At 62.9% G+C, this 23,636-nt stretch carries 24 protein-coding genes; 18 read left to right on the top strand and 6 right to left on the bottom strand.

The genetic code is table 11. The annotated features are described in order from the left end of the window. The first annotated feature begins 68 nt into the window (after positions 1 to 68). The 4 genes from mpl (at position 69) to ABDK11_RS14695 (ending at position 5,093) form a co-directional block, all read left to right on the top strand. Entirely contained in the window at positions 69 to 1,448 is a 1,380-nt protein-coding gene (gene mpl, locus ABDK11_RS14710; RefSeq protein WP_346837270.1) for a UDP-N-acetylmuramate:L-alanyl-gamma-D-glutamyl-meso-diaminopimelate ligase, read from the top strand. An 18-nt stretch (positions 1,449 to 1,466) separates the two neighbouring features. Next, positions 1,467 to 2,096 (top strand): flavin prenyltransferase UbiX, encoded by a 630-nt coding sequence (locus tag ABDK11_RS14705; protein WP_346837269.1) that lies wholly within the window; start codon positions 1,467 to 1,469, stop codon positions 2,094 to 2,096. Continuing rightward, complete coding sequence (locus tag ABDK11_RS14700; RefSeq protein ID WP_346837268.1) at positions 2,093 to 2,368, top strand: SelT/SelW/SelH family protein; 276 nt, start codon at positions 2,093 to 2,095, stop codon at positions 2,366 to 2,368. Before ABDK11_RS14705 ends, ABDK11_RS14700 begins: the two co-directional genes overlap by 4 nt. 118 nt (positions 2,369 to 2,486) lie before the next feature. Continuing rightward, positions 2,487 to 5,093, top strand: coding sequence for an MMPL family transporter (locus tag ABDK11_RS14695; RefSeq protein WP_346837267.1), 2,607 nt, complete (start codon positions 2,487 to 2,489; stop codon positions 5,091 to 5,093). 227 nt (positions 5,094 to 5,320) lie between these two features. On the opposite strand, the gene ABDK11_RS14690 is transcribed toward ABDK11_RS14695, so the two are convergent. From ABDK11_RS14690 to ABDK11_RS14675, 4 genes are all read right to left on the bottom strand, one after another. Then, positions 5,321 to 6,082, bottom strand: a complete 762-nt coding sequence (locus tag ABDK11_RS14690) for a molybdopterin-binding protein (protein WP_346837266.1) — start codon at positions 6,080 to 6,082, stop codon at positions 5,321 to 5,323. Beyond that, entirely contained in the window at positions 6,069 to 6,926 is an 858-nt protein-coding gene (locus ABDK11_RS14685; RefSeq protein ID WP_346837265.1) for a cytochrome b/b6 domain-containing protein, read from the bottom strand. The genes ABDK11_RS14690 and ABDK11_RS14685 overlap by 14 nt, the downstream gene beginning before the upstream one ends. 67 nt (positions 6,927 to 6,993) lie before the next feature. Further along, entirely contained in the window at positions 6,994 to 7,275 is a 282-nt protein-coding gene (locus ABDK11_RS14680) for a peptidylprolyl isomerase (RefSeq protein ID WP_346837264.1), read from the bottom strand. 73 nt (positions 7,276 to 7,348) lie between these two features. Then, positions 7,349 to 8,251, bottom strand: a complete 903-nt coding sequence (locus ABDK11_RS14675) for a neutral zinc metallopeptidase (protein WP_346837263.1) — start codon at positions 8,249 to 8,251, stop codon at positions 7,349 to 7,351. Positions 8,252 to 8,369: 118 nt separating this feature from the next. Between ABDK11_RS14675 and ABDK11_RS14670 the strand changes: the two genes are divergently transcribed. The 14 genes from ABDK11_RS14670 to ABDK11_RS14605 all read left to right on the top strand — a co-directional run bounded on the left by ABDK11_RS14670 (position 8,370) and on the right by ABDK11_RS14605 (position 22,458). Then, positions 8,370 to 8,954 (top strand): LON peptidase substrate-binding domain-containing protein, encoded by a 585-nt coding sequence (locus ABDK11_RS14670; RefSeq protein ID WP_346837262.1) that lies wholly within the window; start codon positions 8,370 to 8,372, stop codon positions 8,952 to 8,954. A gap of 62 nt (positions 8,955 to 9,016) precedes the next feature. After that, positions 9,017 to 10,309, top strand: a complete 1,293-nt coding sequence (locus ABDK11_RS14665; protein ID WP_346837261.1) for a glutamate-5-semialdehyde dehydrogenase — start codon at positions 9,017 to 9,019, stop codon at positions 10,307 to 10,309. An 87-nt stretch (positions 10,310 to 10,396) separates the two neighbouring features. Continuing rightward, positions 10,397 to 11,065, top strand: a complete 669-nt coding sequence (gene nadD / locus ABDK11_RS14660) for a nicotinate-nucleotide adenylyltransferase (protein ID WP_346837260.1) — start codon at positions 10,397 to 10,399, stop codon at positions 11,063 to 11,065. 13 nt (positions 11,066 to 11,078) lie between these two features. Continuing rightward, on the top strand, positions 11,079 to 11,441 hold the full coding sequence (rsfS, locus tag ABDK11_RS14655) for a ribosome silencing factor (RefSeq protein ID WP_346837259.1): 363 nt from the start codon (positions 11,079 to 11,081) through the stop codon (positions 11,439 to 11,441). Positions 11,442 to 11,446: 5 nt separating this feature from the next. Further along, on the top strand, positions 11,447 to 11,923 hold the full coding sequence (gene rlmH / locus ABDK11_RS14650; protein WP_346837258.1) for a 23S rRNA (pseudouridine(1915)-N(3))-methyltransferase RlmH: 477 nt from the start codon (positions 11,447 to 11,449) through the stop codon (positions 11,921 to 11,923). A gap of 133 nt (positions 11,924 to 12,056) precedes the next feature. Further along, entirely contained in the window at positions 12,057 to 13,940 is a 1,884-nt protein-coding gene (gene mrdA, locus ABDK11_RS14645) for a penicillin-binding protein 2 (RefSeq protein ID WP_346837257.1), read from the top strand. Continuing rightward, on the top strand, positions 13,933 to 15,078 hold the full coding sequence (gene rodA, locus ABDK11_RS14640; protein ID WP_346837256.1) for a rod shape-determining protein RodA: 1,146 nt from the start codon (positions 13,933 to 13,935) through the stop codon (positions 15,076 to 15,078). The genes mrdA and rodA overlap by 8 nt, the downstream gene beginning before the upstream one ends. 386 nt (positions 15,079 to 15,464) lie before the next feature. Then, a complete protein-coding gene (gene mltB / locus ABDK11_RS14635) occupies positions 15,465 to 16,454 on the top strand; it encodes a lytic murein transglycosylase B (RefSeq protein ID WP_346837255.1) in 990 nt (329 codons plus the stop codon). A gap of 225 nt (positions 16,455 to 16,679) precedes the next feature. Then, positions 16,680 to 17,537: a septal ring lytic transglycosylase RlpA family protein gene (locus ABDK11_RS14630; protein WP_346837254.1), complete on the top strand. Its 858-nt coding sequence runs from the start codon at positions 16,680 to 16,682 to the stop codon at positions 17,535 to 17,537. A gap of 122 nt (positions 17,538 to 17,659) precedes the next feature. Continuing rightward, the gene (locus ABDK11_RS14625) at positions 17,660 to 18,811 is read left to right on the top strand and encodes a D-alanyl-D-alanine carboxypeptidase family protein (protein ID WP_346837253.1); all 1,152 of its coding nucleotides are present in this window, start codon (positions 17,660 to 17,662) and stop codon (positions 18,809 to 18,811) included. Between the two features lie 170 nt (positions 18,812 to 18,981). Beyond that, on the top strand, positions 18,982 to 19,263 hold the full coding sequence (locus ABDK11_RS14620; protein WP_346837252.1) for a DUF493 family protein: 282 nt from the start codon (positions 18,982 to 18,984) through the stop codon (positions 19,261 to 19,263). Positions 19,264 to 19,265: 2 nt separating this feature from the next. Continuing rightward, complete coding sequence (lipB, locus tag ABDK11_RS14615; RefSeq protein WP_346837251.1) at positions 19,266 to 20,015, top strand: lipoyl(octanoyl) transferase LipB; 750 nt, start codon at positions 19,266 to 19,268, stop codon at positions 20,013 to 20,015. Continuing rightward, on the top strand, positions 20,008 to 21,006 hold the full coding sequence (lipA, locus tag ABDK11_RS14610) for a lipoyl synthase (RefSeq protein WP_346837250.1): 999 nt from the start codon (positions 20,008 to 20,010) through the stop codon (positions 21,004 to 21,006). Before lipB ends, lipA begins: the two co-directional genes overlap by 8 nt. A gap of 186 nt (positions 21,007 to 21,192) precedes the next feature. Beyond that, entirely contained in the window at positions 21,193 to 22,458 is a 1,266-nt protein-coding gene (locus ABDK11_RS14605; protein WP_346837249.1) for a sugar MFS transporter, read from the top strand. Between the two features lie 68 nt (positions 22,459 to 22,526). Here ABDK11_RS14605 and ABDK11_RS14600 read toward each other — a convergent pair whose 3' ends face one another. Both ABDK11_RS14600 and ABDK11_RS14595 read right to left on the bottom strand, forming a co-directional pair. Then, complete coding sequence (locus tag ABDK11_RS14600) at positions 22,527 to 22,820, bottom strand: DUF1540 domain-containing protein (RefSeq protein ID WP_346837248.1); 294 nt, start codon at positions 22,818 to 22,820, stop codon at positions 22,527 to 22,529. A gap of 258 nt (positions 22,821 to 23,078) precedes the next feature. Beyond that, the gene (locus ABDK11_RS14595; protein WP_346837247.1) at positions 23,079 to 23,594 is read right to left on the bottom strand and encodes a GNAT family N-acetyltransferase; all 516 of its coding nucleotides are present in this window, start codon (positions 23,592 to 23,594) and stop codon (positions 23,079 to 23,081) included. Positions 23,595 to 23,636 lie beyond the last annotated feature (42 nt).

Here is a 23,636-nt window from a genome sequence, read left to right as displayed (position 1 = left end):
CGGCAATTACTGGTTACAACGGGCGTGGTAAGCTTGCGCCGCCCCCTTAAGGAGTACAAATTTCCGCCATGCATATTCATATTCTAGGTATCTGCGGCACCTTTATGGGCAGCCTGGCGCAACTGGCTGTGGCCGAGGGCCATAAAGTGACCGGATCAGACGCCAACGTCTATCCGCCCATGAGCACACAGCTGGAGCAGGCGGGCATTCAGCTCACCGAGGGCTACGAGCCCTCGCAGCTGGAGCCGGCGCCGGACCTGGTGATCATCGGCAATGCCCTGTCGCGCGGTAATCCGGCGGTAGAGGCGGTGCTGGAGCGGGGCCTGCCCTATACCTCCGGGGCGCAGTGGCTGTGCGACCACTTCCTTGGCGGCCGCTGGGTTCTGGCGGTATCCGGTACCCACGGCAAGACCACCACTTCCAGCATGCTGGCGTGGATCCTCGAATTCGCCGGTATGAAGCCCGGCTTCCTGATCGGCGGCGTGCCCGGCAATTTCGGCGTGTCCGCGCGCCTGGGGGAGACGCCCTTCTTCGTGGTGGAGGCGGACGAGTACGACACCGCCTTCTTCGACAAACGCTCCAAGTTTGTCCACTACCGCCCGCGCACGCTGATCATCAACAACCTGGAATTTGACCACGCGGACATATTTCCGGATCTGGCCGCCATCCAGCGCCAGTTCCACCACCTGGTGCGCACCGTACCCGGCAATGGCCTGATCGTGGCCTCGGCCGAGGACGCGGTCGAGGCGGTGCTGGATCAGGGCTGCTGGAGCGAAGTGCAGCGCTTTGCCACCGAAGCCGAAGACGGCGTGCGCCTGGGGGACTGGTGCGCGGTGGAAATCGCCGCCGACGGTGGCCATTTTGCGGTGAACTTCCGCGACGCCGAGGTAGCCCGAGTGGCGTGGGATCTCACCGGTATGCACAATGTGCGCAACGGCCTCGCCGCCATGGCGGCGGCGCGCCACGTGGGCGTGGAGCCACAGCTGGCCGCCGAGGCGCTGGGCAACTTCGCCGGCGTAAAGCGGCGTATGGAGTGTATCGGCGAAGTGGCCGGCATCCGCGTCTACGACGACTTCGCCCACCACCCGACGGCGATCGCCTCCACCCTGGACGGCCTGCGCGCCAAGGTCGGAGACGACAAGATCATCGCGCTGATTGAACCGCGCTCCAACACCATGCGTATGGGTATTCACCAGCAGACACTGGCCCGCGCCTGCACCGGCGCCGATCTGGTGCTGTGGTACGAACCGGAGGGCATGGACTGGTCCCTGGGGGATGTGGTGCACCACTCCACCGTGCCGGCAAAGATTTTCGACAATATCGAAGCGGGTGTAGAATCCGCCATCAATCTGGCCGAGACCGGAACCCATATTGTGGTCATGAGCAATGGCGGTTTCGGCGGTATTCACCAGCGGCTGTTACAGGCGCTGAAACAGAAGCACTCGTAGAGTGCGCCCCACGCGGAAATGACCTTGACTCAACCTGCCTGGACCAAGACCGTCACCCTGGCCATTACCGGTGCCTCCGGCGCCCAGTACGGCCTGCGCCTGCTGCAGTGCCTGCTCGCGGCCGAGGTGCGCGTGTGGCTGCTGATGTCCGATGCCGCGCGGGTGGTGATCGACACCGAAACCGACTGCCGGCTGCCGGACGGCGACGACAGCGAGCTGCAGGCGTTCCTCGCCCGGCGCTTCGGCGCCGCCGATGGCCAGCTGCAGCTGTTTGGCAAGCGCGACTGGTTCTCGCCGGTGGCCTCGGGCACCGGTGCCGCATCGAGCCTGGTGATCTGCCCGGCCAGCGGCGGCACCCTGTCGGCGATTGCCTGCGGGGCCTCGAACAACCTAATCGAGCGCGCCGCGGATGTGGCCCTGAAGGAGCGCCGCCAGCTGATCCTGGTACCGCGCGAGGCGCCGTACTCGGAGATCCACCTGGAGAACATGCTCAAGCTGACCCGCATGGGCGCGATGATCCTGCCCGCCAGCCCCGGCTTCTACCAGAAGCCGCAATCGGTGGAGGATCTGGTGGACTTTGTCGTCGCGCGGCTGCTCGACCAGCTGGGCGTGGCGCAGCAGCTGCTGCCGCGCTGGGGGACTGAATGAAGCCGAGTGTGACCATTCACTACTGTGTGCAGTGCAACTGGATGCTGCGCGCCACCTGGATGGCACAGGAGCTGCTCTACACCTTCGCCGACGACCTGGCGCAGGTGGCGCTGCAACCCGGCAGCGGCGGTGTGTTCGAGATTCGCGTCGGCGAGCAGCTGCTCTGGGAGCGCAAGCGCGACGGCGGATTTCCCGGTCCGAAGGAACTGAAACAGCGTGTGCGGGATCTGTTATTCCCGGGGCGTGAACTGGGGCATATCGATAAGCCCTGAAATTTTTTCCCAGAAAATTTTTTTAAAAGCGAACATTGTGTTCGTTTTCTGCCGCGCGGGGCGAGCGAAACGTTCGCCGCTGCGGTACAGCCTATATTGTTAATTTAAGCGAAACCCTATGCTGTCAGCCTTGCAAACCTGGTACGAAAAGCTGGTGATCCAGCGGCCAAAAACCCTGTTGTTGATCCTGGCCCTGATTACGATCGGCGCCGCAGCGGGGCTGCCGCGCTTCAAGATCGACGCCTCGGCGGACTCCCTGACCCTGGAGGCGGACAAGTCCCTCGACTACTACCGCAAGATTGCCGAGCGCTACGCCAGCGGCGACTTCCTGGTGGTGACTTACCGCTCCAAGCAGGGCGACCTGTTCAGTGACGCTTCTCTGAAAACCCTCGGCAAGCTGCGCGACAACCTGGCGCAGGTGCAGGGTGTGGACAATGTGCAGAGCATTCTCGACGTACCGCTGCTGTACAGTCCCAAGGTCGCGATTACCGATATCGCCGACGGCATCCGCACGCTGTCGACGCCGGGCACCGACAAAAAGCTCGCGCGCAAGGAGTTCCTGTCCAGCCCCATCTACCGCAAGCTGATCCTGAGCCCCGACGGCGAGACCACCGCGCTGCTGGTGAACCTGAAGTTCGACAAGCAGGGCAACGAGCTGGTGCGCGAGCGCGATGCGCTGCTGCGCAAGCGCCAGCAGGGCCCGCTGTCGGAGGAAGAGAAGGCGCGGCTGGAGACGGTGAGTCAGGAATACCTGCAACACCGCACCGAGCAGGAAAAGCTGTCGCGCGAGCGCGTCGAACATGTGCGTGGAATTCTCGCCAACTACAAGAGCGATGCGGAGTTGTTCCTCGGTGGTGTGTCCATGGTCACCGCCGACATGGTCTCCTTTATCAAGAGCGACCTGGCGGTGTTCGGCCTCGGCATCCTGGTGTTTATCGTCGTCACGCTGCTGGTGATCTTCCGTCAGCTGCGCTGGGTGCTGCTGCCGCTGGTCACCTGTGTGACCACCGCGGTAGTGATGCTGGGGCTGTTGAGCTGGCTCGACTGGCGCCTGACGGTGATCTCGGCCAATTTCGTGGCGCTGCTGCTGATCATCACCCTGGCCATCACCATCCACCTCGCGGTGCGCTATCGTGAGCTGGTCAGTGAGCATCCGGAGTGGGAGCGCGGCCAGCTGGTACTCGGTGCCATGCGCTTTATGGCCAAACCGTGCCTGTACACGTCGCTGACGACCATCGTCGCCTTCGCCTCGCTGGTGGTCAGCGGGATCCGCCCGGTGATCGACTTCGGCTGGATGATGACCATCGGTGTGGCACTGGCGCTGGTGCTGTCATTCCTGATGATCCCGGCCATGCTGATGCTGCTGCCGCGCCGTGGTGCCGATGGCATGGGCAAGGACAAATCCCATGCGTTCACGCTGCTGTTTTCCCGCTTTACCGAGCGCCGCCGCGCGATCGTGCTGGGCGTATCACTGCTGGCGGCAGTAGCCAGTGCGGTGGGTATTTCCAGCCTCAAGGTGGAAAACCGCTTTATCGATTACTTCGACGATTCCACCGAGATCTACCAGGGCATGCAGGTGATCGACCAGCGCCTCGGCGGTACCGTAAGCCTGGATATCATTCTCGACGAGCCGGACCAGCCGGCTGCGGTTGCCGCCGGTGAAGACGATCCGTTCGCGACCGACAGCGGCGATAGTGCCGATAGCGGCGGTGCGGATGCCGACCCGTTCGCCAGCGATGACCCCTTCGGCGGCGATGGCGGCGACGCGACACCGTCGAGCTACTGGTTCACCGTGGCCGGCCTGGCCAAGATCGAAAAGCTGCATGACTTCCTCGAGGCGCAGCCGGAGATCGGCAAGGTGCAGTCGCTCGCGACCCTGTACAAGGTGGCCCGCGACCTGAACAACGGCCCGCTGAACGACTTCGAGCTGGCAGTGGCGCGCACCAGCCTGCCGCCGGAGATCAATTCGGTGCTGGTGAAGCCCTACCTCTCGGTAGAGCACCACCAGACACGCATCACCCTGCGCGTCATGGAGTCAGACCCGAACCTGCGCCGTGAGGAACTGATCGAGCGCATCTACAACTACGCCGAAAAGGACATGGGCATCGCGCCGGAAAACATTCACCTGACCGGGCTGCTGGTGCTGTACAACAACATGCTGCAGAGCCTGTTCAAGTCGCAGATCCTGACCCTGGGCGCGGTGTTCGTGGGCATCCTGCTGATGTTCCTGGTGCTGTTCCGCTCGCTGTCGCTGGCACTGATTGCGCTGGTGCCGAATATGCTGGCCGCTTGCGTGGTGCTCGGCGGTATGGGCCTGGCCGGTATTCCGCTGGACATGATGACCATTACCATCGCCGCGATTACCGTCGGCATCGGTGTGGACCACGCGATCCACTACCTGTACCGCTTCCGCGACGAGTTCGCGAAAGACGGCGACTATGTGGCGACCATGCACCGCAGCCACGCCACCATCGGTCGGGCGATGTTCTACACCGCGATCACGATCATCGCCGGCTTCTCGATCCTGGCGCTGTCGAAGTTCGTGCCGTCGGTCTACTTCGGCCTGCTCACCGCCCTGGCGATGTCCGCCGCGCTGGTGGGTTCGCTGACCCTGCTGCCACTGTTGATTCTGCTGTTCAAACCGCTGCCGGCGCCGCAGGGTAATGACGAGGGAAAGCCACAATCGACCGATGACGCTGAGGCGGAGAACTGCCTGACTTCGTGATTTTCGGTCGAAAATTGCCATGAAAAAGGCCGGTAACGGGTTCCGTTACCGGCCTTTTTTTTTGCGCTCTGAGGTCTGGGCGAACACAAGGTTCGCCCCTACCGAACCGGATTGGAGTCAATTCGCCGGCAGTGCCTCCAGTGGCATTGAAACGCCGCAGTTTCTATAACCACTACTCGTTTTCGTTCGCCTCGTCGCAGGCACTTCACTATGAGTGAACGCGAACATCAAATCCCCGCATACCACTCATACCCCCGATCCTCCCAGTAACCGCCCTTGCCACCCTGAATCTGCGCAAAGCTCTCCACCAGTTCGATCGCCATGATGTATTTCGCCATCTTGTAGCCCAGTTGCCGTTCCACGCGCAGGCGCAGCGGGGCGCCGTTGGCGATGGGCAGCGGGGTGCCGTTCAGGTCATAGGCGAGCAAAGTCTGCGGGTGGTGCGCATCTTCCATGCCGATGCTTTCGTAGTAGGGCGTCTGCGCGCGGCCCCACAGGTCGGCGCAGTGGAATACGACGTAGCGCGCATTCGGCTGCGGTTGCACCCGTTCCAGCAGCGGTCCGAGGCGCGCGCCGGTCCACTGGCCGATTGCGCTCCAGCCCTCGACGCAGTCGTGGCGGGTGATCTGGGTGCGCGCGGGCAGGGCACGCAACTCCGCCAGGCTGAGGCGCTGGGGTTTATTTACCAGCCCGCCGATTTGCAGCTGGTAGTCGGCAAACCGGTTCTGCGCCAGCTGGCGGTAGGCCGGGTTGTCCGGGTCCGTCTGGCCGTTGGCGCGGAACACCGGCGATATATCGGCAGCAGTGTATTCCCGCGCGAGTGCGCCGGGGCCGGTCAGTGCCGGCTGCAGTGTCCCGTTCAGGTGTTCGGCCGATTCCAGGAAACGCACGAAACGGTCCGAGCGCGACAGCCGGTCGCAACCGCCGAGTGCCGCACCGCCGAGGATCAGCAGGCTTTTCACCAGGCGGCGCCGTTCAGGGTTCGGCATCGGTCTCTTCCCGTTTGAACTGCTGCTGCGGTGGCGGATCGGCGCGGTAATCGTAGCGGCCGGTAATCATCGAGCGCAGGTTGTTCCAGGGCCCGGTGACAATGACCTCGAACAGGTGCACGGCAACGAACAGCACAAACCCCATCGCGGCGAGAAAGTGCAGACTGCGCGCCGACTGGCGCCCGCCGAACAGCTCCAGCAGTGGCTGCAGCACCGTGTCCATGCGCGGAGACATGCACAGCCCGGTCAGCACGATCAGCGTGCCGAGGCCAAAAATGACGGTGAGATAGGCGAGTTTCTGCAGGATGTTGTAGCGTGTTGCGGCGCTGCCGCTGGGGTGGCGCAGCAACAGGTGGTCGAGCAGCGAGCGGCCGAAGCCGCGCCAGTCGCGCCGGGTTGGGGTCAGTTCACGCAGGTGCCCGCTGGCGCTGGACCAGATCAGGTAAAGCATGGCGTTGATCACCAGCACCCAGGCGAAGAAGAAATGCCAGCGGCGTCCCATGGCCAGCCAGCGCGGGCCGGGTATCGTCAGCCAGGCGGGGAAGGCGCGCCGCTCGGGATTGGTGGCGTCGCCGGAGGTGCCGAGGAAACCGCTGGTGTCGAGGCGGTGGCCGAGTATTTCTGTACGCCCCTGGAGACCGTCGGTACCGCGCACCGCGCCGATACTCAGCCAGGGCGCGTCGAAGTCGGAAGCGGCGCCCCAGTAGAGCGCCGAATGGGCGTTGAAGATCTGCAGGCCACTCATCAGCAGGATCAGCAGGCACGCCGCGTTGACCCAGTGGCTGATTCGCACCGGCAGGCGGTGGCGGTAACTGCTGAGTCTGGGTGTTTCTGTCTGTGCCATGGTGGCCTGCTTCCGCATCGCGTGTTTGCCGGTTTTCCCGGATAACGCGTTAACGGAGGGGGAGGGATCAGTCGCTGCGCTCGGTCACTTCCAGCAGGTGGTAGCCGAACTGGGTCTTGATCGGGCCCTGTACCTTGTTCAGTTCACCGCTGAACACGGCTTTATCGAATTCGGGCACCATCTGTCCCTGGCTGAACTCGCCCAGATCGCCGCCGGAGCGTCCGGACGGGCACTGGGAGTGCGCTTCGGCCAGCTTGGCGAAGTCGGCACCGCCTTCCAGCTGTTTTTTCAGGTCCAGGCATTTCTCTTCGCTATCGACCAGGATGTGGCGTGCTTTGGCTTTGGGCATGGGATCTTCTCCTCGGATCTCGTTGGGATTGGGAATGGATTGGTGCGTGCAGTCTAGCAGGCGCGGGCGCGTTTTAGGGCTGTTGGCCGGACAGGGCTGCAAAGGTGTTGCACTGGTTCACATCGCCGCTTTTGAAACCGCGGGAAAACCAGTAAACACGCTGCTCGGCACTGCCGTGGGTGAAGGCGTCCGGCGCTACCGCATGCCCCGAGCGCTGCTGCAGGCGGTCGTCGCCAACCGCGGCGGCGGCCTGCAGGCCTTCCTTGATGTCGCCGGGTTCCAGCAGGTTGCGGTCGCGGTGGGCGTAAAAGGCCCAGACCCCGGCAAAGCAGTCCGCCTGCAGTTCCAGCATGACCGACAGCCGGTTGGCGGTGACTTTGTCGGACTGCATGCGTGCCTGCTGCACCTTCTGCGAGGTGCCGAGCAGGTTCTGTACATGGTGACCCACCTCGTGGGCGATCACATAGGCGAAGGCAAAGTCGCCGGGTGCGCCCAGCTTTTTGAGCTCATTGAGGAAGCTCAGGTCCAGGTAGACCTTGTCGTCGTTGGGGCAGTAGAAGGGGCCGACTGCGGCGGAGCTGAGGCCGCAGGCCGAGCGGATGGCGTCGTTGTAGAGCACCAGTTTTGGCGGGGTGTACTGCTTGCCGGCGGTCTGGAACAGCTTGCTCCAGGTGTCCTCGGTGTCTGCCAATACCACCGAGACGAAATCTGCGACATCATCACCGCCCGCGGCGGGCGCGCCGGGCTGTCCGCTGGTTGACGGCACCGACTGCTGTGGCGTCTGGTGAAACAGCTGGTTGTCACCGAAAAAGAAGTAAAAGGCGGCGACAGCAAGCAGTATCATCCAGCCCTTCTTGCTGCGTAGCAGCAATGGCGCCAGCGCCAGCAGATTGCCCATGCCGCCCAGTCCGCCGCCGGACGATTCGCCGCGGCGGTCCTCTACATTGCTACTTCTGCGACCCTGGCGCCAACGCATGGGGACTCTCCACAACTTTGTCTTCCATGAGTCTAGACGAGATGGCATAAAATTCTTTTTTGCACGACATTGGCGCAGCCGCCGCAGATGTTATCGTTGTGGTATCCCCGAGATTTGAGTGAAAGTTTTGTCGCAGATCCCTCTGTTCCCGCTCAGCATGGCGCTGTATCCCGGCGTGACCCTGCCTCTGCGCATCTTCGAGCAGCGCTACCTGCGTCTGGTCAGCGAGGTGCTGAAGAGCGACAGTGGCTTCGGCATTGCGTTGATCCGCTCCGGCGCTGAGGTCGGGCACGCGTCCGTGTGGCCGCTGGGGCTGTATGTGCATATCGTCGACTGGAGCCAGGGCGAGGAGGGCCTGCTGCATGTGGAGGTGCAGGGCCAGCGCCGCTTCCGGATCCACGACGTCGGCCGTGCCGCCGACAACCTGCAGACCGCTGAGGTGGAATGGTTGCCGCAGCCGCCGCCACAACCGGTGCCGGCGGAGTGCGATGGCCTGCTGGCGGTGCTGGACGAACTGAAGGAGCGCGCGACCATGTTGCCGCTGAAGTTTGCACCGGTGGACAGCGCCGATGCTCTGTCCTGGCAACTGGCGCAGCTGCTACCCCTGGATGACAAGGTGCGGGTGGAACTGCTCGGCACCGAGGACCCGCTGGCGCGACTGGCCAGTATCGCCGCCAGCCTGGATCGCTGGGCCCACGAATAAGTGGCGGTTCGGGTTATACTGCGCGGCCCGCGACAGACCAGACACCAGCACGGAGAGCCGCAGTGACCAGTAGTAGCGTTGCCGAAACCCCCGACCAGCAGTCTACCCGCGCCCGCCTCGAGGCGATGGGGCGCGCCGCCCGTGCGGCCGCGCGGCAGATGGCGCGCGCCGATACCGCGCACAAGAATCGCGCCCTGCATGCCATCGCCGCACAGCTGCACCGCCAGCGCGAACAGATCGCCGAAGCCAACGGGCAGGATATGCAGGCGGGCCGCGACAGCGGTCTCGACGCGGCGCTACTGGATCGGTTGGAACTGAACGATGCGCGCATCGACGCGATGATCGAGGGCCTACGCCAGATCGCGGAACTGCCGGACCCGGTGGGCGAGATCGAAGACCTGAAATACCGCCCCAGTGGTATCCAGGTCGGCAAGATGCGCGTGCCGCTGGGGGTTGTTGGCATCATCTACGAGTCGCGCCCCAACGTGACCATCGATGCCGCCAGCCTGTGCCTGAAGTCCGGCAATGCGACGATTCTGCGCGGCGGCAGCGAGGCGCTGCATTCGAACGGCGCCATCGCCGCCTGTATCGCTGCGGGGCTGGCGGAAGCGGGCCTGCCGGAGACCGCGGTGCAGGTGGTAGATACCACCGATCGCGCCGCCGTGGGCGCCATGATCACGATGCCGGAATATGTGGATGTGATCGTGCCGCGCGGCGGCACCGGCCTGATCGAACGGGTCAGCCGCGAGGCGCGGGTGCCGGTGATCAAGCACCTGCACGGCGTTTGCCATGTGTATCTGGATGACCGCGCGGATCTGGACAAGGCGTTCAATATCGCACTGAACGCCAAGACCCACCGCTATGGTGTCTGCAATACGATGGAGACATTGTTGGTGGCGCAGGGCATTGCCGATGAGATTCTGCCGCGCCTGGCGGCGGCCTACCGCGAGAAGGGCGTGGAGCTGCGCGGTTGTGCCGAGACCTGCCGAATTCTGTCGGACTGCAACGCGGCACAGGAATCCGATTGGCACGAAGAATATTTGGCGCCGGTGCTGGCGATTCGCGTGGTGGCGGATATGGATGCAGCTATGGACCATATCGCCGAGTACGGGTCCGGCCACACCGAGGCGGTGGTCACCGAGAACTACAGCCGCGCGCGGCGTTTCCTCGCCGAAGTGGATGCCAGTTCGGTGATGGTGAACGCGTCCACCCGCTTCGCGGATGGCTTCGAATACGGATTGGGGGCTGAAATTGGCATCAGTACGGATAAAATCCACGCCCGCGGCCCAGTGGGGCTGGAGGGGCTGACCTCGCAGAAATGGATAGTGTTCGGCGACGGACAGATCCGCGAATAATCGGCCCATGCACATACGGTCCCGAAAAGGACCCGCGCTCTCAGCGCTGAGGTAATCTGCAGGCAATGAGCTTCAGAACGGCTTTTGATGACTGACAAACGGCACACCGTCGCCCTGTTCGGCGGCACCTTTGACCCGGTGCATTTCGGCCACCTGCGTATGGCGCTGGAGTTGCAGCAGGCGCTGGGATTCGACCAGATGCGCCTGCTGCCGAGCCACCAGCCGCGCCACCGCCAGAGCCCCGGGGTGTCGCCCGAGCGGCGCCGGCAGATGCTGCAACTGGCTCTCGACGGCTGCGACGAGCTGCAACTGGACCTGCGCGAACTGAATCGCGGCGGCCCCACCTACACGGTGGACACGCTGGAGGAACTGCGGTCCGAGCTGGGGGACGACGTATCGATCAGCTTCTGCATGGGGCTGGATTCGCTGCTGACCCTGCCCAGCTGGCATCGCTGGGAGCGGCTGCTGCAGCTGGCACACCTGGTGGTGGCGACGCGCCCGGGGTGGCAGTTGCCGCAGCGGGATGCCGGCGGTGCCGAAACCCAGGTGGCGGCACTGCTGGATGAATGCCGCGGCGAGGCAGAGGACCTCAAGCGGGAATCCCGCGGTCGCCTGGTGGTCAGGGAGCAGACGCTGTTGCCGATTTCCGCCACCCGTATCCGCCACCTGGTCGCGCGCGGCAAGTCGCCACGTTTTCTGCTGCCGGCGGCGGTACTGCAATATATTGAAGACAACCGGCTCTATAAGAGCGATTAAGTAAACAGGTGTTATGACTGATATTAAACAAACTGCCGTGTCGGCACTGGAAGATCTTAAAGGCAAGGACATTGTGTCCCTCGACGTCTCCGAACTGTCCGATGTGATGGACACGCTGGTGATCTGCACCGGTACCTCCAGCCGCCAGGTGAAATCTCTCGCCGACAATGTGGTCGAAGAAGGCAAGAAAGCGGGGCTGCGCCCGATCGGTGTCGAGGGCATGGAACAGGGCGAGTGGGTGCTGGTCGATTACGGTGACCTGGTGGTTCACGTGATGCAGGCGGACGTGCGCAGCTTCTACGACCTGGAAAAGCTCTGGTCGATGACCCCGAATACCCGCGAGGGCGCCGACGGCAGCGACCCGCACGAGGTCTGACGCCGGTGAAAATCAGGATCCTGGCCGCCGGCGGCAAGATGCCGCGCTGGGTGCAGGACGGCTACGGTGAGTACGCCAAGCGGCTACCGCGGGAAATTTCTCTGGAAATGGTGGAAATTCCTCTCGGCAATCGCGGTCAGAAGAACGCCCCGGCACTGGTGGAAAAGGCCCGCCAGAAAGAGGGTGAGGCGATGCTCGCGGCCCTGGGTCAGCGCGACCACATAGTCGCGCTGGATGTGCAGGGCAACGCCTGGAGTACCGAGCAGCTCTCCACGGAACTGCGCGACTGGCAGCTGCAGGGGGATAACGTCAGCCTGCTGATCGGCGGCCCCGATGGCCTCGCGCCGGACTGCCTGGCGCGGGCGCGCCAGCGCTGGTCGCTGTCGCCATTGACCCTGCCGCATCCGCTGGTCAGGGTGGTGCTGGCGGAACAGCTGTACCGGGCCTGGACGCTACTGGCGGGACACCCGTACCATAAATAAGCAAGGGCAGAGGATGGTGAATGCGGAATAGCGCCCGCTTTTGACGTTTATTCCGCATTCATCGTTCATCATTCCGTCTTAAAACTGTACACTCCGTAGTCAATTATTTACGCGCCACACGTATAACCATTTCATGCCCCACGATCTCCACCTCAAGGATCCCCACATCGAGCAGCGGCTGTTTCGCGACCGTATGCTGGTGGCGCTGATTGGCGTAGCGGTACTGCTGGGGGTGCTTGTGGCGCGCTTCTACAACCTGCAGGTGGTCAATTACGACAGCTACCGCACCCAGTCGGACCAGAACCGCATCCAGGTGCGGCCGGTGCCGCCTACCCGCGGGCTGATCTACGACCGCAATGGCACCCTGCTGGCGGACAACCGCCCCAGTTACACGCTGTCTATCGTACGCGAGCACGTCAAGGACATGGATCGCACGCTGAAGCTGCTCGGCCAGCTGGTAGAGCTCGACAGCGACGATGTGGACAAATTCAAGAAGCGCCTGCACCGCCGGCGGCCATTCGAGCCGATACCGCTGCGTTTTCGCCTGTCGGAGAAAGAGATCGCGCGGGTCAGCGTGAACGAATTCCGCCTGCCCGGCGTCTCGGTGGAGGCGGAGCTGGTGCGCTACTACCCGCTCGGCGAGCTGTTCGCCCACAGCGTCGGCTATGTGGGCCGCATCAATGACCGCGAGCTGCGGCGCTTTACCGAAGAGGATGTACGCCGCTACCGGGGTACCCAGAGTGTCGGCAAGGTTGGTCTGGAGCGCTCCTACGAAGACCTGCTGCTCGGTAAGGTCGGTTACGAAAATGTGGAAACCAACGCCCGCGGCCGGGTGCTGCGGGTGCTCGAGCGCCACAACCCCGAGCCCGGTGCCGACCTGACCCTGAGCCTCGATGCACAGCTGCAACGGGTGGCCTCCGATGCGCTCGGCGACCGCCGCGGCGCGGTGGTCGCCATCAACGTCAAGACCGGTGGCGTGCTGGCGTTTGTCAGCAAGCCGTCGTTCGATCCCAACCTGTTCGTTACCGGGATCAGTTTCAAGGATTACCGCGCGCTGTCCGATTCCCTCGATGTGCCGCTGTTCAACCGCGCGCTGCAGGGCCAGTACGCGCCGGGCTCGACGCTGAAGCCGATGATGGGCCTCGGTGGCCTCAAGGACGGCATCATCACCCCCGATTACACCGTCAACGATCCCGGCTATTTCGTGCTGCCCAACGACGACCGTCGCTTCCGCGACTGGAAGCGCTGGGGGCACGGTAAGCACGTGGACCTGAAGCAGGCGATCACCGAGAGCTGTGACGTCTACTTCTACGATCTGGCATCGCGCTGGACGATCGAGCAGATGCACGATGTCGCCACCAGTTTCGGTCTCGGCGCCAAGACCGGTATCGACCTGCCGGTGGAGCGCTCCGGGCTCTACCCGTCGCGCGCGTGGAAGCGCGGCGCGCGCGGCCTGCCCTGGTTTCCCGGGGATAACCTGAACGCCATTCTCGGGCAGGGCTTCGTGCTCGCCACGCCGCTGCAGCTGGCGGTGATGACCGCCACGCTGGCCAGCCGTGGCACGCATCTCAAGCCGCAGGTGGTCAAGGCCATCAACGGCGAACCTGTGGCGCCGGAAGTCATGCACCATGTGGAAGCCCGGCCCCAGTACTGGGATGAGATCTTCAAGGACATGAGGAACGTGATCGAGCACGGTACCGGGCGCAAAGTGGGGCAGGGCCTAGATTTCTCCGTCGCCGGCAAGTCCGGCTCGGCGCAGGTGGTGGGCATCGCCCAGGGCGAGCGCTACGACTCGGAGGCACTCAAGGAGCGCCACCGCGACAATGCGCTGTTTGTCGCCTTCGCGCCGGTGGAAAACCCCCAGATCGCGGTCTCGGTGCTGGTCGAGAATGGCGAGCACGGCGGCAGTGTGGCGGGACCGGTGGCACGCGAGGTACTGGTCGACTGGATGTCGCGCCACCGCAACGATACAGCCACGTCCGCTGACGATAAAAAACAGGAGAGCGCCCGTGGCTAGCCGCGACTATATGCACCGCCTGCCGGATTCCCACAGCAGCCTGAGCCGGCCGGCCAGCCTGGCGCGGCGCCTGCATGTGGACGTGCCGCTGTTGCTACTGTTGCTGGTGCTGGCCGGGGTCGGCCTGGTGGTCCTGTACAGCGCCGCCGGCGCCGATGTGCACTATGTGCGCCGCCAGTCGGTGTTCCTGGTGCTGGCTTTCGGCGTGATGTTTGTGGCGGCGCAGATACCGCTGGATTTTTACCGGCGCTGGTCACTGTGGCTCTATGCGGGCGGCTGCTGCCTGCTGGTGGCAGTGCTGTTTATCGGGGTTGGCGCCAAGGGCGCGCAGCGCTGGCTGGAGATCGGTGGTTTCCGCTTCCAGCCCGCGGAGGCGCTGAAACTGGCGGTGCCGATGTTGGTGGCAGCATACCTGCACGGGCGCAACCTGCCGCCGTCGCTGTGGACGGTGCTCGGTGCCCTGGCGATCGTCAGTGTGCCGGCGGCGCTGATCGTGCGCCAGCCGGATCTCGGTACAGCCATCCTGATCGCCGCCTCGGGAATTTTTGCGCTCTATCTGGCCGGACTCAGCTGGAAGTTGATCGGTGGCGCGCTGGTGGCGCTGGGGGTCTCCGCCTGGCCGATCTGGGAGTGGGGGCTGCGCGACTACCAGCGCCAGCGTATCCTCACCCTGCTCAATCCGGACACCGACCGCCTCGGCGCCGGTTGGAACATTTTTCAGTCCAAGGCGGCCATCGGTTCCGGCGGCCTGCTGGGCAAGGGCTACATGCAGGGTACCCAGTCGCAGCTGGACTTTTTGCCCGAGAGCCACACGGATTTCATTATTGCGGTACTTTCCGAAGAGTGGGGCATGCGCGGTGCGATGCTGTTGTTGTTACTCTACGTGCTGATTATTGCAAGAGGCATCTATATTAGTTTTATGGCCCAGACTGTATTCGGTCGCTTGCTGGCGGGGAGTATTACGCTCACATTCTTTGTCTATGTGTTTGTGAATATAGGCATGGTTAGCGGCCTGCTGCCGGTGGTTGGGGTACCTTTGCCGCTGGTGAGCTACGGCGGTACCTCGGCCATCACACTGATGGCGGGATTCGGTATCCTGATGGCCATCGGTACCGAGAAGCGCAGGGTGACTTTTTAGTGGCGGCTGAAAAGGCCGTCCGTGGCCTTTTCAGTCCGGGTTTGCGGCGCATGTCCGCAACCCCCCCCGCGACAGATCAAGTGCCTGTGCACCTGATCTGCGGGCCGGTTATCCGTAGCCGGCGGTACAGTAGCGGCTGAGAAGGCCTTCCCTGGCCTTTTCGGTCCGGGTTTGCGGCGCATGCCCGCAACCCCCCGCGACAGATCAAGTGCGTGCGCACGTGATCTGTGGACCGGTTTTCTGTAACCGGTGGTGTAGCAGGCGGCTGAAAAGGCCCGCCGGGGCCGGTCAGGAAGTCAGAGGGCAATTCGTGCGCTTCGCGGGTTGTGTAACGATAAAAAAACACTTGGATGTAGAGAAGCACTATGAGAACAGGAGCGGTTGTTTTGAAGTGGACCACAGGACTTTTGGCAGGGATCGGTATCGTTCTTGCTGCCTGCGCCCAGGAGGTAGGGCACGAGGACAATGTCAATGCCAAGGCATTTGTGGACTACATGGTCGCCGAGCACAATTTCGACCGCGACCAGCTCAACCTGTTGATGCGCGAAGCCAAGCGCAAGGATTCCATTCTCACGGCCATCAAACGCCCGGCGGAGAAAGCCAAGCCTTGGTACGAATACCGCAAGATCTTCCTGACACCGCAGAGTATCAGCGGCGGTGTTGATTTCTGGGACAAGAACCAGAGGGCCCTGGCGGCGGCGGAAAAGAAATACGGTGTGCCGGCGGAGATGATCGTCGCCATCATCGGTATCGAGACCCGCTACGGGGGCAATATGGGCGGCTATCGGGTGTTGGACGCGCTGGCCACGCTCGCGTTTGACTACCCACCGCGTTCCAAATTCTTTACCAAGGAACTGGAAAACTACCTGCTGCTGACCCGCGACCAGGGGTTTGATCCCACTTCCCTCAAGGGCTCCTACGCCGGTGCCATGGGCCTCGGCCAGTTTATGCCGTCGAGCTATCGTGCCTATGCGGTGGATTTCGATGGCGACGGCCATGTGAATATCTGGACCGATACCGAAGACGCCATTGGCAGCGTCGCCAATTATTTTGCCAAACACGGTTGGCACCGCGGCGAGCCGGTAACCGTGCTCTCCAACCCGCGCCCCAATGCCGACATGACCATCGTCAATGACTCCCTCGAAGCCAAGTGGACGGTGGGCGAGCTGGAAGCAAAGGGCTTCCCCACCACCGCTACGGTGCAGCCGGACATGCCCGCCAATGTTTTCTCGCTGCAGACCGAGCAGGGCAAGCAATACTGGATCGGGCTCAATAATTTTTATGTCATAACACGTTACAATCGCAGCCGTCTCTATGCCATGGCGGCCTACGACCTGGCGCAGGAGATCGTCAAGGCCCGCGGCGGCCGCTCATAAGCGGCGCGCGGAACCTTTTGATTGCCCGGTTATCGAACAGACTTAACATCGGGTTGTTCGCACAGCCTATCGGCAGACGGGCGTCCAGCCTGAGTGTGTTTTTACCGCAGCCCGGATAACCGGTTACGCGGCGGACTTGGTGCCGGTTGGCGCCACTGAATAATCGGTTTTCGTATAACAACGGTTTGGGGGCGCAATAACCTGTGGGGCGCGCCGGGGGGAAATATGTTTCTGTGCAATGCGCGCCGCGCGGTGGTGCTGGCGGTCGTTTTTCTGGCGGCTTGCAGTACCCAGCCGAACAAGCCGGCGCCACAACCGGTCAAAGATGGTGGTCCGCCGGTGCCGGTGGATATGCTCGCGACCCCCGAGCCCACCCCGGTGCGGGAACCGGTCGGTGTCGCGGGCAACAAATCTCCCTATGTGGTCGGCGGGGTCACCTATCATGTGCGCACCGGTGCCAAGGGCTATCGAGCGCGCGGGCGCGCGTCTTGGTATGGCACCAAGTTTCACGGCAAGCGCACGGCCAACGGCGAGGTATACAATATGTACGCCATGTCCGCGGCGCACAAAACTCTGCCCCTGCCCAGCTACGCCAAGGTTACCAATCTGGAAAACGGCCGCAGTGTTATCGTGCGGGTCAATGATCGCGGCCCCTTTGTGGCTGGCCGTATCATCGACCTGAGTTACACTGCGGCACAAAAGCTGGGTTATCTGGACAAGGGCACAGCACAGGTGGAAGTGGTGGCGCTGGATCCGGATACCCTGCCAACTGCCGGACAGACTCTGGCGGTGGAAAAAGATGCAAGTGCGCGGCAGGCGCTGCAACAGGACGCCAGTTTCAAGCTGCCCGCCAATACCTATCTGCAGGTGGGTGCCTTCAGTAGCGCCAGCAAGGCGAAGCAGGTACGCGGCAAGGTGGCTGCGGAGCTCGACTATCCTGTATCGGTCAGCCCGGTAGAGCGCGGCGGCAAAACACTTTACCGGGTCAGGATCGGGCCAATCTCGCAGCAGCGCGTGCTGGTAACGCTGCGCGAATCGGTACAGCAAAAACATCTGGGCCAGCCGCAGGTCGTCTACGACTGAGTCGGCCCCGAACTGGACGCCACGGGCGCGCCCGTAGCGCAAGCGTAACGCCGCGGCGGTGCGCACTGAATGGATTCAGCATCGGGATTTCAACGAACACGAGGAATAAGAGACACAAACCCATGATCAAACGCCTTACAGCCTGCTTTCTCCTGTTGCTCAGTGCCGGCCTGGCCCAGGCCGCAGACAAACCCCTGATCCCGTCGCCGCCGCAACTGGCCGCCACCGCCTATGTCCTGATGGACGCGCATACCGGCCAGATACTGGTGCAGCACAATGCCGACAAAAAAATCCCGCCCGCCAGTCTGACCAAGATCATGACCAGCTATATCGTGGCCGAAGAGTTGAAAAAGGGCGCGATCAAAGAGAATGACCTGGTGCCGATCTCCAAGAAAGCCTGGAAGATGGGTGGCTCCAAGATGTTCGTGAAAGTGGGCGACAAAGTCCCGGTGATCGACCTGCTGCGCGGCATGGTGGTGCAGTCCGGCAACGATGCCAGCATCGCCCTGGCGCAGTACATCTCCGGCAGCGAGGAGGTCTTTGCCGAGGTCATGAACCAGGAGGCCGAGCGCCTCGGCATGAAGAACACCCACTTCGTCAACGCCACCGGCTGGCCGGCGCCAGGTCACGAGACCACCGCCCGCGATCTGGCGATTCTGTCCCGCGCGCTGATCCGCGACCACCCGGAGCACTACAACATCTACTCCGAGAAGTACTTCAGCTACGCCGGTATCAACCAGCCCAACCGCAACCGCCTGCTGTGGCGCGACCCGTCTGTGGATGGCATCAAGACCGGTCACACCGAAGCGGCCGGCTACTGCCTGGTATCCTCGGCGGTCAAACGCGGTATGCGCCTGATCTCCGTGGTGGTGGGTACTGCCAGCGACGAGAAGCGCGCCTCCGAATCGCAGAAGCTGCTGTCCTATGGCTTCCGCTACTACCAGACGCACAAGGTATACGGTAGCAATGACGTGCTGCAGACCGAGCGCGTCTGGGGTGGCAAGGCGCCGGAAGTGGGCATTGCTGTGGATAAAGACGTCTACGTCACCATTCCCCGCGGCGGTGAGGAAAGCATCAAGGCGGACCTGATCATCGACGGCGAAATCGAAGCGCCGATCAAAAAAGGTCAGCAGCTGGGCAAGGTGGTTGTGACCCTGGATGGCAAAACAGTCGCCGATGTCAAGGCGGTGGCTGCCGAGGATGTGGACCGGGCCGGCTTCTTCAAACGCATGTGGGACGCGATCAAGCGTTTTGTCATGGGCTTCTTCAGCTGACCGAATCCCGTTACGTCGAGAGGGCGATCCATCCGGATCGCCCTTTTTTGTGGCCGCTACACACAGGCACCGGCCAGGTCCCTGTCCACTAATCGTTCACCGCTGTATAATCGCCGCCCGGCCGCGCCCGGTATCTGTCCATTTCTGTCTGTGCGGCCCCGGAGAGCGGTATGAGTCAAGATCCCAATCAGCAGCCCCCCAAAATCGAGTTTCCCTGCGAAGACTATATGGTCAAGGTCGTGCGGGAGTCCGATGACGCCGTACACGAGTTCGTGCTCGAGGTGATGCGCCGCCACGCCCCGGGGCTGGATGAGGAGCGCATTGCACTGCGCGAGAGCCGCAACGGTAAATTCACCTCGATGACTTTCTTCATCCTCGCCACCGGCGAACCGCAGCTGCAGAGCCTGTTCGAGGAACTCAAGGCCCATCCGGCCGTACATATGGTGCTGTGACCATGACTGCAGATTCGCACACCCTCGTCTGTAATCTGGGCCGCCGTGACTACGAGTCCGTGTGGCGCGCCATGGCCCACTATACCGACACCCGTGACGGCGATAGCACCGACCAGATCTGGTGCGTGGAACACGAACCGGTGTTTACCCAGGGCCAGGCCGGCAAGGCCGAACACCTGCTGAATACCGGCGATATCCCCGTGGTGCAGGTGGACCGCGGCGGTCAGGTGACCTATCACGGCCCCGGCCAGCTGGTGGTCTACCCGCTACTGGATCTGCGGCGTGCCAAGGTGGGCGTGCGCGACCTGGTCAGTGCACTGGAAAATGCCACCGCGGACATGCTGGCGGAATACGGCATCGCCGCGGCGCCGCGTGTCGATGCGCCGGGGGTCTACCTGACCGAGGGGCCTCGCACCGGCAACAAGATCGCCTCGGTGGGGCTGCGGGTGCGTCGCGGCTGCAGCTTCCACGGCATCGCCATCAATATCGATATGGATCTGGCGCCCTTCCTGCGCATCAATCCCTGCGGCTACGCGGGTATGCAGATGGTGCAGATGGCCGAGCTGATCCAGCCGGCGCCGGGCTGGAATGCCGTGGCTGATCTCTTTGTGCGTGCATTGCTGCGCGCGCTGGCACTGCCGGAGGCCGACTGGCAGCCGGTAGACGAACAAATTTTTGCGCGTGCGCGCGCCGCCGGCGGGGAGGCGACTCCCGGCGCGGACCAACAGGAGCAGGAAACGAGCAATGGCTGATAATTCCACTACGGACAAGCCCGATCTGGTACCGGTAAAACGCACCCGCCGCCTGCAGCAGGGGGAAAAGCTGCGCGATGCCGACAAGGTAGAGCGTATTCCGGTCAAAGTGATCGCCAGCGATAACCTGCTGCGCAAGCCGGACTGGATTCGCGTCAAGGTGCCCGCCTCCAAGGAAGTGGACCGTATCAAAAGCATTCTGCGCTCGCAGAAGCTGTCCACCGTCTGCGAAGAAGCCAGTTGTCCCAATCTGGGGGAGTGCTTCAGCGGCGGCACCGCCACTTTCATGATCATGGGCGAGATCTGCACCCGCCGCTGCCCCTTCTGCGACGTGGGCCACGGCAAGCCCAACCCGCTGGATCCGGAAGAGCCCCAACACCTGGCGGAAGCGATCGCCGCCATGGGCCTGCGCTATGTGGTGATTACCTCGGTGGACCGCGACGACCTGCGCGACGGCGGTGCCCAGCACTTCGCCGACTGTATCCGTATCGCCCGCGAGCACTCGCCCAACCTGCAGGTGGAGATCCTGACCCCGGATTTCCGCGGTCGTATGGATGTGGCGCTGGATGTTCTCGAGGCCGAGGCGCCGGATGTGTTCAACCACAACCTGGAAACCGTGCCGCGCCTGTACCGCGAGTCGCGCCCCGGCGCCAACTACAAGTGGTCGCTGAAGCTGCTGCAGGAATACAAGAAGCGCCGCCCGGACGTGATGACCAAGTCCGGTCTGATGGTCGGTTTGGGTGAGGAGAAGGAAGAGATCTTCCAGGTGCTCGACGATATGCGTGCGCATGACATCGACATGCTCACCATTGGCCAGTACCTCCAGCCGAGCAAAGAACACCTGCCGGTGCAGCGCTATGTGCACCCCGACGAGTTCGAGGAGTACCGCCGCTACGCCGAGCAGATTGGCTTCAAGCACGCTGCCTGTGGTCCGCTGGTGCGCTCGTCTTACCATGCCGACAAGCAGGCCCACGGCGAAACAGTCAGCTGATCCCTTCCTTCGGTTCGCCCGGCCCAGAGTAGTGCCAGCTTGAGCAGGCCTAAAGTGGGACGCGGGCGGACTAACTGGCAATCCCCTGTAGCGTTGGCACCGTGATAGTCTCACGGAGCTGCCGGGTGACCGGCCGCCGACAAACGCGATGATGCAGCAACAATAATGAAAGAGATGAGGTGATTTATGGCCGGGGGTCAAGTGACCATGGGTGAGGCGCAGGCCTCTGTTGGCAAATCTGCTGGCGACTACCGGTTTGCGCTGACGGCGCTGACCGTTCTGTTTTTCATGTGGGGCTTCCTGACCTGCCTCAACGATATCCTGATTCCACACCTGAAGGCAGTCTTCGACCTGAACTACACCCAGGCGATGCTGATTCAGTTCTGTTTCTTCGGTGCCTACTTCACCGTTTCACTGCCCGCCGGGGCGCTGGTCAAGCGCATCGGTTTCCAGCGCGGTATCGTCGGTGGCCTGGCGGTGGCTGCAGTCGGCTGCCTGCTGTTCTATCCGGCGGCTGGCTATCAGGCCTACCCGCTGTTCCTCGCGGCGCTGTTCGTGCTGGCCTCCGGTATCACCCTATTGCAGGTCTCCGCAAACCCCTATGTGGCGGCGCTGGGTGACCCGAACACGGCGTCCAGCCGGCTGACCATGACCCAGGCGTTCAACTCCCTCGGCACCACGGTGGCGCCGTTCTTCGGTGGGGTACTGATCCTGGCCGCCGCGGCCAAGGGTATGGAGGCGATGGATCCACAGGCGCAGGCGCAGTCAGTGCAGGTTCCCTATCTGATGCTGGCCGCGGTGCTGGCGGTGCTGGCGGTGGTGTTCAGCCGCCTGAAGCTACCGGAACTCAACGCTGTAGCTGGCGATGACCACAACGAAGGCGAAAGCGTATCGCTGTGGTCGCAGTCACATCTGGTACTGGGTGCTATCGGCATCTTCGTTTACGTGGGTGCTGAGGTGTCCATTGGCAGCCTGCTGGTCAATTTCCTCGGTCTCGACAGTGTCGCCGGCATGGAAGAATCGCGCGCCGCGCACTTTATTGCCTTCTACTGGGGCGGGGCCATGGTGGGGCGCTTTATCGGCGCGGTGGTAATGCGCTCGGTCTCCCCCGGCGCCGTGTTGGGCTTCAACGGCCTGGCGGCCATTTTCCTGGTCTTCACAGCCATTGCCGGTTCCGGCGCGCTGGCCATGTGGGCCATTCTGCTGGTGGGTCTGTTCAACTCGATCATGTTCCCGACCATCTTCAGCCTGGCTCTGCAGGGCCTCGGCAAGCAGGCGGGCCAGGCCTCCGGCCTGCTTTGTCTGGCGATTGTCGGCGGGGCGCTGGTACCGCTGCTGCAGGGCGCAGTGGCGGACAACCTCGGACTGCAGATCTCCTTCCTGGTGCCGGTGGCGTGCTACGCCTATATCGTTTTCTACGGCCTGAAGGGTTGCCGCGCCCGGACAACCTGAGCCGGTTTGTGGCACAAAAAAAGCGGGTGTGGCGCCAGGTGCCACACCCGCTTTTTTTTGTTCCGGCGTTAGTGCGTATAGGTCAGGCAGTTGATGGAGCCACCGCCATTGGGGCCCACCTGGATACTGTCGGCGGCGCACTCGAGGTCGTCGTTGTGCTTGCAGTCCGCCATCTTGCAGGCGCCGACACCCGCGGTGCGACCACTATGGGTGTGGCTGGAATTGCCGAAATAAGTGTCGCAGTCCGGAGCGTCGGGTGAACCGATGGTGATGGCTCGGGCATGGCAGGCCGTGTTGGCGTTAAAGGCGCACTGGGTAGCGGCACACTGGGCGACTTCGGGCATGTCGGTAGCGATGATCATGGCTGGCCTCACTGGATCTGGGAAGGGATTGTCCTCGTTCGAGCCTAGTCCAGTGTGTTGGCTTGTCAATGCAGGCAAGGCGGGCCATGACAGACAGTTTATTGGGTGTTACCCCGTACAATCTGCCGCCGCCGATCCATGTGCCACGGAGACCGGTAATGGTGACGGCGCCGGGCGCTGTGCGTGGAAGACACCAGGCAAATGCGGTAGCGACGACACTTTCCAGATTCGCCTGCAGGGAAACGGTGGCGGTGTGGATTACGCCGCGCCGGACTCCCACGCCATCAACACCAGCTCGGCATCGTTTCTGGGCAGTTTGATGGTGCGCTCGGTTTTCATACCGAGCTTTTCCAGCAATTCCAGTGAGGAAGTATTGTCCGGCAGCGCGATGGCAACGATGCGTTTGAGTCCGATGGACTCGCGACCGTAGGCCATCACCGCGCTGGCGGCTTCCAGTGCGTAACCGTGGCCGCGGAACTCGGGCAGGAAGGCGAAGCCGATATCCACATCCTCGAGACCGTCGCGCTTGACCAGGCCGCACAGGCCGATGGGGGTGTCGTCTTCCCGCGCCACGCGGAACATGCCGAAATTGTACTGGCGGTACATCGCCATGGGGCCGTCGACGATGTAGCGGCGGGCGTCGTCCTCGCTGTGTACGCCGCGGTCGCCGACGTTGCGGATAAAGTCCGGATCGTTTAGGACGGCCAGCATCAGTGGCGCGTCGGCTTCGGTGAGTTCACGCAGGACCAGGCGTTCGGTACGCAGGGGGTTCATCGCAGTCTCCAACATTCTGACTACTGCATGATGCCCGCTGCG

The sequence above is a fragment of the Microbulbifer sp. SAOS-129_SWC genome, assembly GCF_039696035.1.
Classification (GTDB): Bacteria; Pseudomonadota; Gammaproteobacteria; order Pseudomonadales; family Cellvibrionaceae; genus Microbulbifer.
The sequence above is the reverse complement of the archived record's forward strand: the minus strand, read 5'-3'. Positions and strand labels throughout refer to the sequence as shown.

Excerpts from the sequence above, each read along its gene's own strand:
- mpl (WP_346837270.1), top strand. The coding sequence starts at position 69 with ATGCATATTCATATTCTAGGTATCTGCGGCACCTTTATGGGCAGCCTG.
- ABDK11_RS14705 (WP_346837269.1), top strand. The coding sequence starts at position 1,467 with ATGACCTTGACTCAACCTGCCTGGACCAAGACCGTCACCCTGGCCATT.
- ABDK11_RS14700 (WP_346837268.1), top strand. The coding sequence starts at position 2,093 with ATGAAGCCGAGTGTGACCATTCACTACTGTGTGCAGTGCAACTGGATG.
- ABDK11_RS14695 (WP_346837267.1), top strand. The coding sequence starts at position 2,487 with ATGCTGTCAGCCTTGCAAACCTGGTACGAAAAGCTGGTGATCCAGCGG.
- ABDK11_RS14690 (WP_346837266.1), bottom strand. The coding sequence starts at position 6,082 with ATGCCGAACCCTGAACGGCGCCGCCTGGTGAAAAGCCTGCTGATCCTC.
- ABDK11_RS14685 (WP_346837265.1), bottom strand. The coding sequence starts at position 6,926 with ATGGCACAGACAGAAACACCCAGACTCAGCAGTTACCGCCACCGCCTG.
- ABDK11_RS14680 (WP_346837264.1), bottom strand. The coding sequence starts at position 7,275 with ATGCCCAAAGCCAAAGCACGCCACATCCTGGTCGATAGCGAAGAGAAA.
- ABDK11_RS14675 (WP_346837263.1), bottom strand. The coding sequence starts at position 8,251 with ATGCGTTGGCGCCAGGGTCGCAGAAGTAGCAATGTAGAGGACCGCCGC.
- nadD (WP_346837260.1), top strand. The coding sequence starts at position 10,397 with ATGACTGACAAACGGCACACCGTCGCCCTGTTCGGCGGCACCTTTGAC.
- rsfS (WP_346837259.1), top strand. The coding sequence starts at position 11,079 with ATGACTGATATTAAACAAACTGCCGTGTCGGCACTGGAAGATCTTAAA.
- mrdA (WP_346837257.1), top strand. The coding sequence starts at position 12,057 with ATGCCCCACGATCTCCACCTCAAGGATCCCCACATCGAGCAGCGGCTG.
- ABDK11_RS14630 (WP_346837254.1), top strand. The coding sequence starts at position 16,680 with ATGTTTCTGTGCAATGCGCGCCGCGCGGTGGTGCTGGCGGTCGTTTTT.
- ABDK11_RS14625 (WP_346837253.1), top strand. The coding sequence starts at position 17,660 with ATGATCAAACGCCTTACAGCCTGCTTTCTCCTGTTGCTCAGTGCCGGC.
- ABDK11_RS14620 (WP_346837252.1), top strand. The coding sequence starts at position 18,982 with ATGAGTCAAGATCCCAATCAGCAGCCCCCCAAAATCGAGTTTCCCTGC.
- lipB (WP_346837251.1), top strand. The coding sequence starts at position 19,266 with ATGACTGCAGATTCGCACACCCTCGTCTGTAATCTGGGCCGCCGTGAC.
- lipA (WP_346837250.1), top strand. The coding sequence starts at position 20,008 with ATGGCTGATAATTCCACTACGGACAAGCCCGATCTGGTACCGGTAAAA.
- ABDK11_RS14605 (WP_346837249.1), top strand. The coding sequence starts at position 21,193 with ATGGCCGGGGGTCAAGTGACCATGGGTGAGGCGCAGGCCTCTGTTGGC.
- ABDK11_RS14600 (WP_346837248.1), bottom strand. The coding sequence starts at position 22,820 with ATGATCATCGCTACCGACATGCCCGAAGTCGCCCAGTGTGCCGCTACC.
- ABDK11_RS14595 (WP_346837247.1), bottom strand. The coding sequence starts at position 23,594 with ATGAACCCCCTGCGTACCGAACGCCTGGTCCTGCGTGAACTCACCGAA.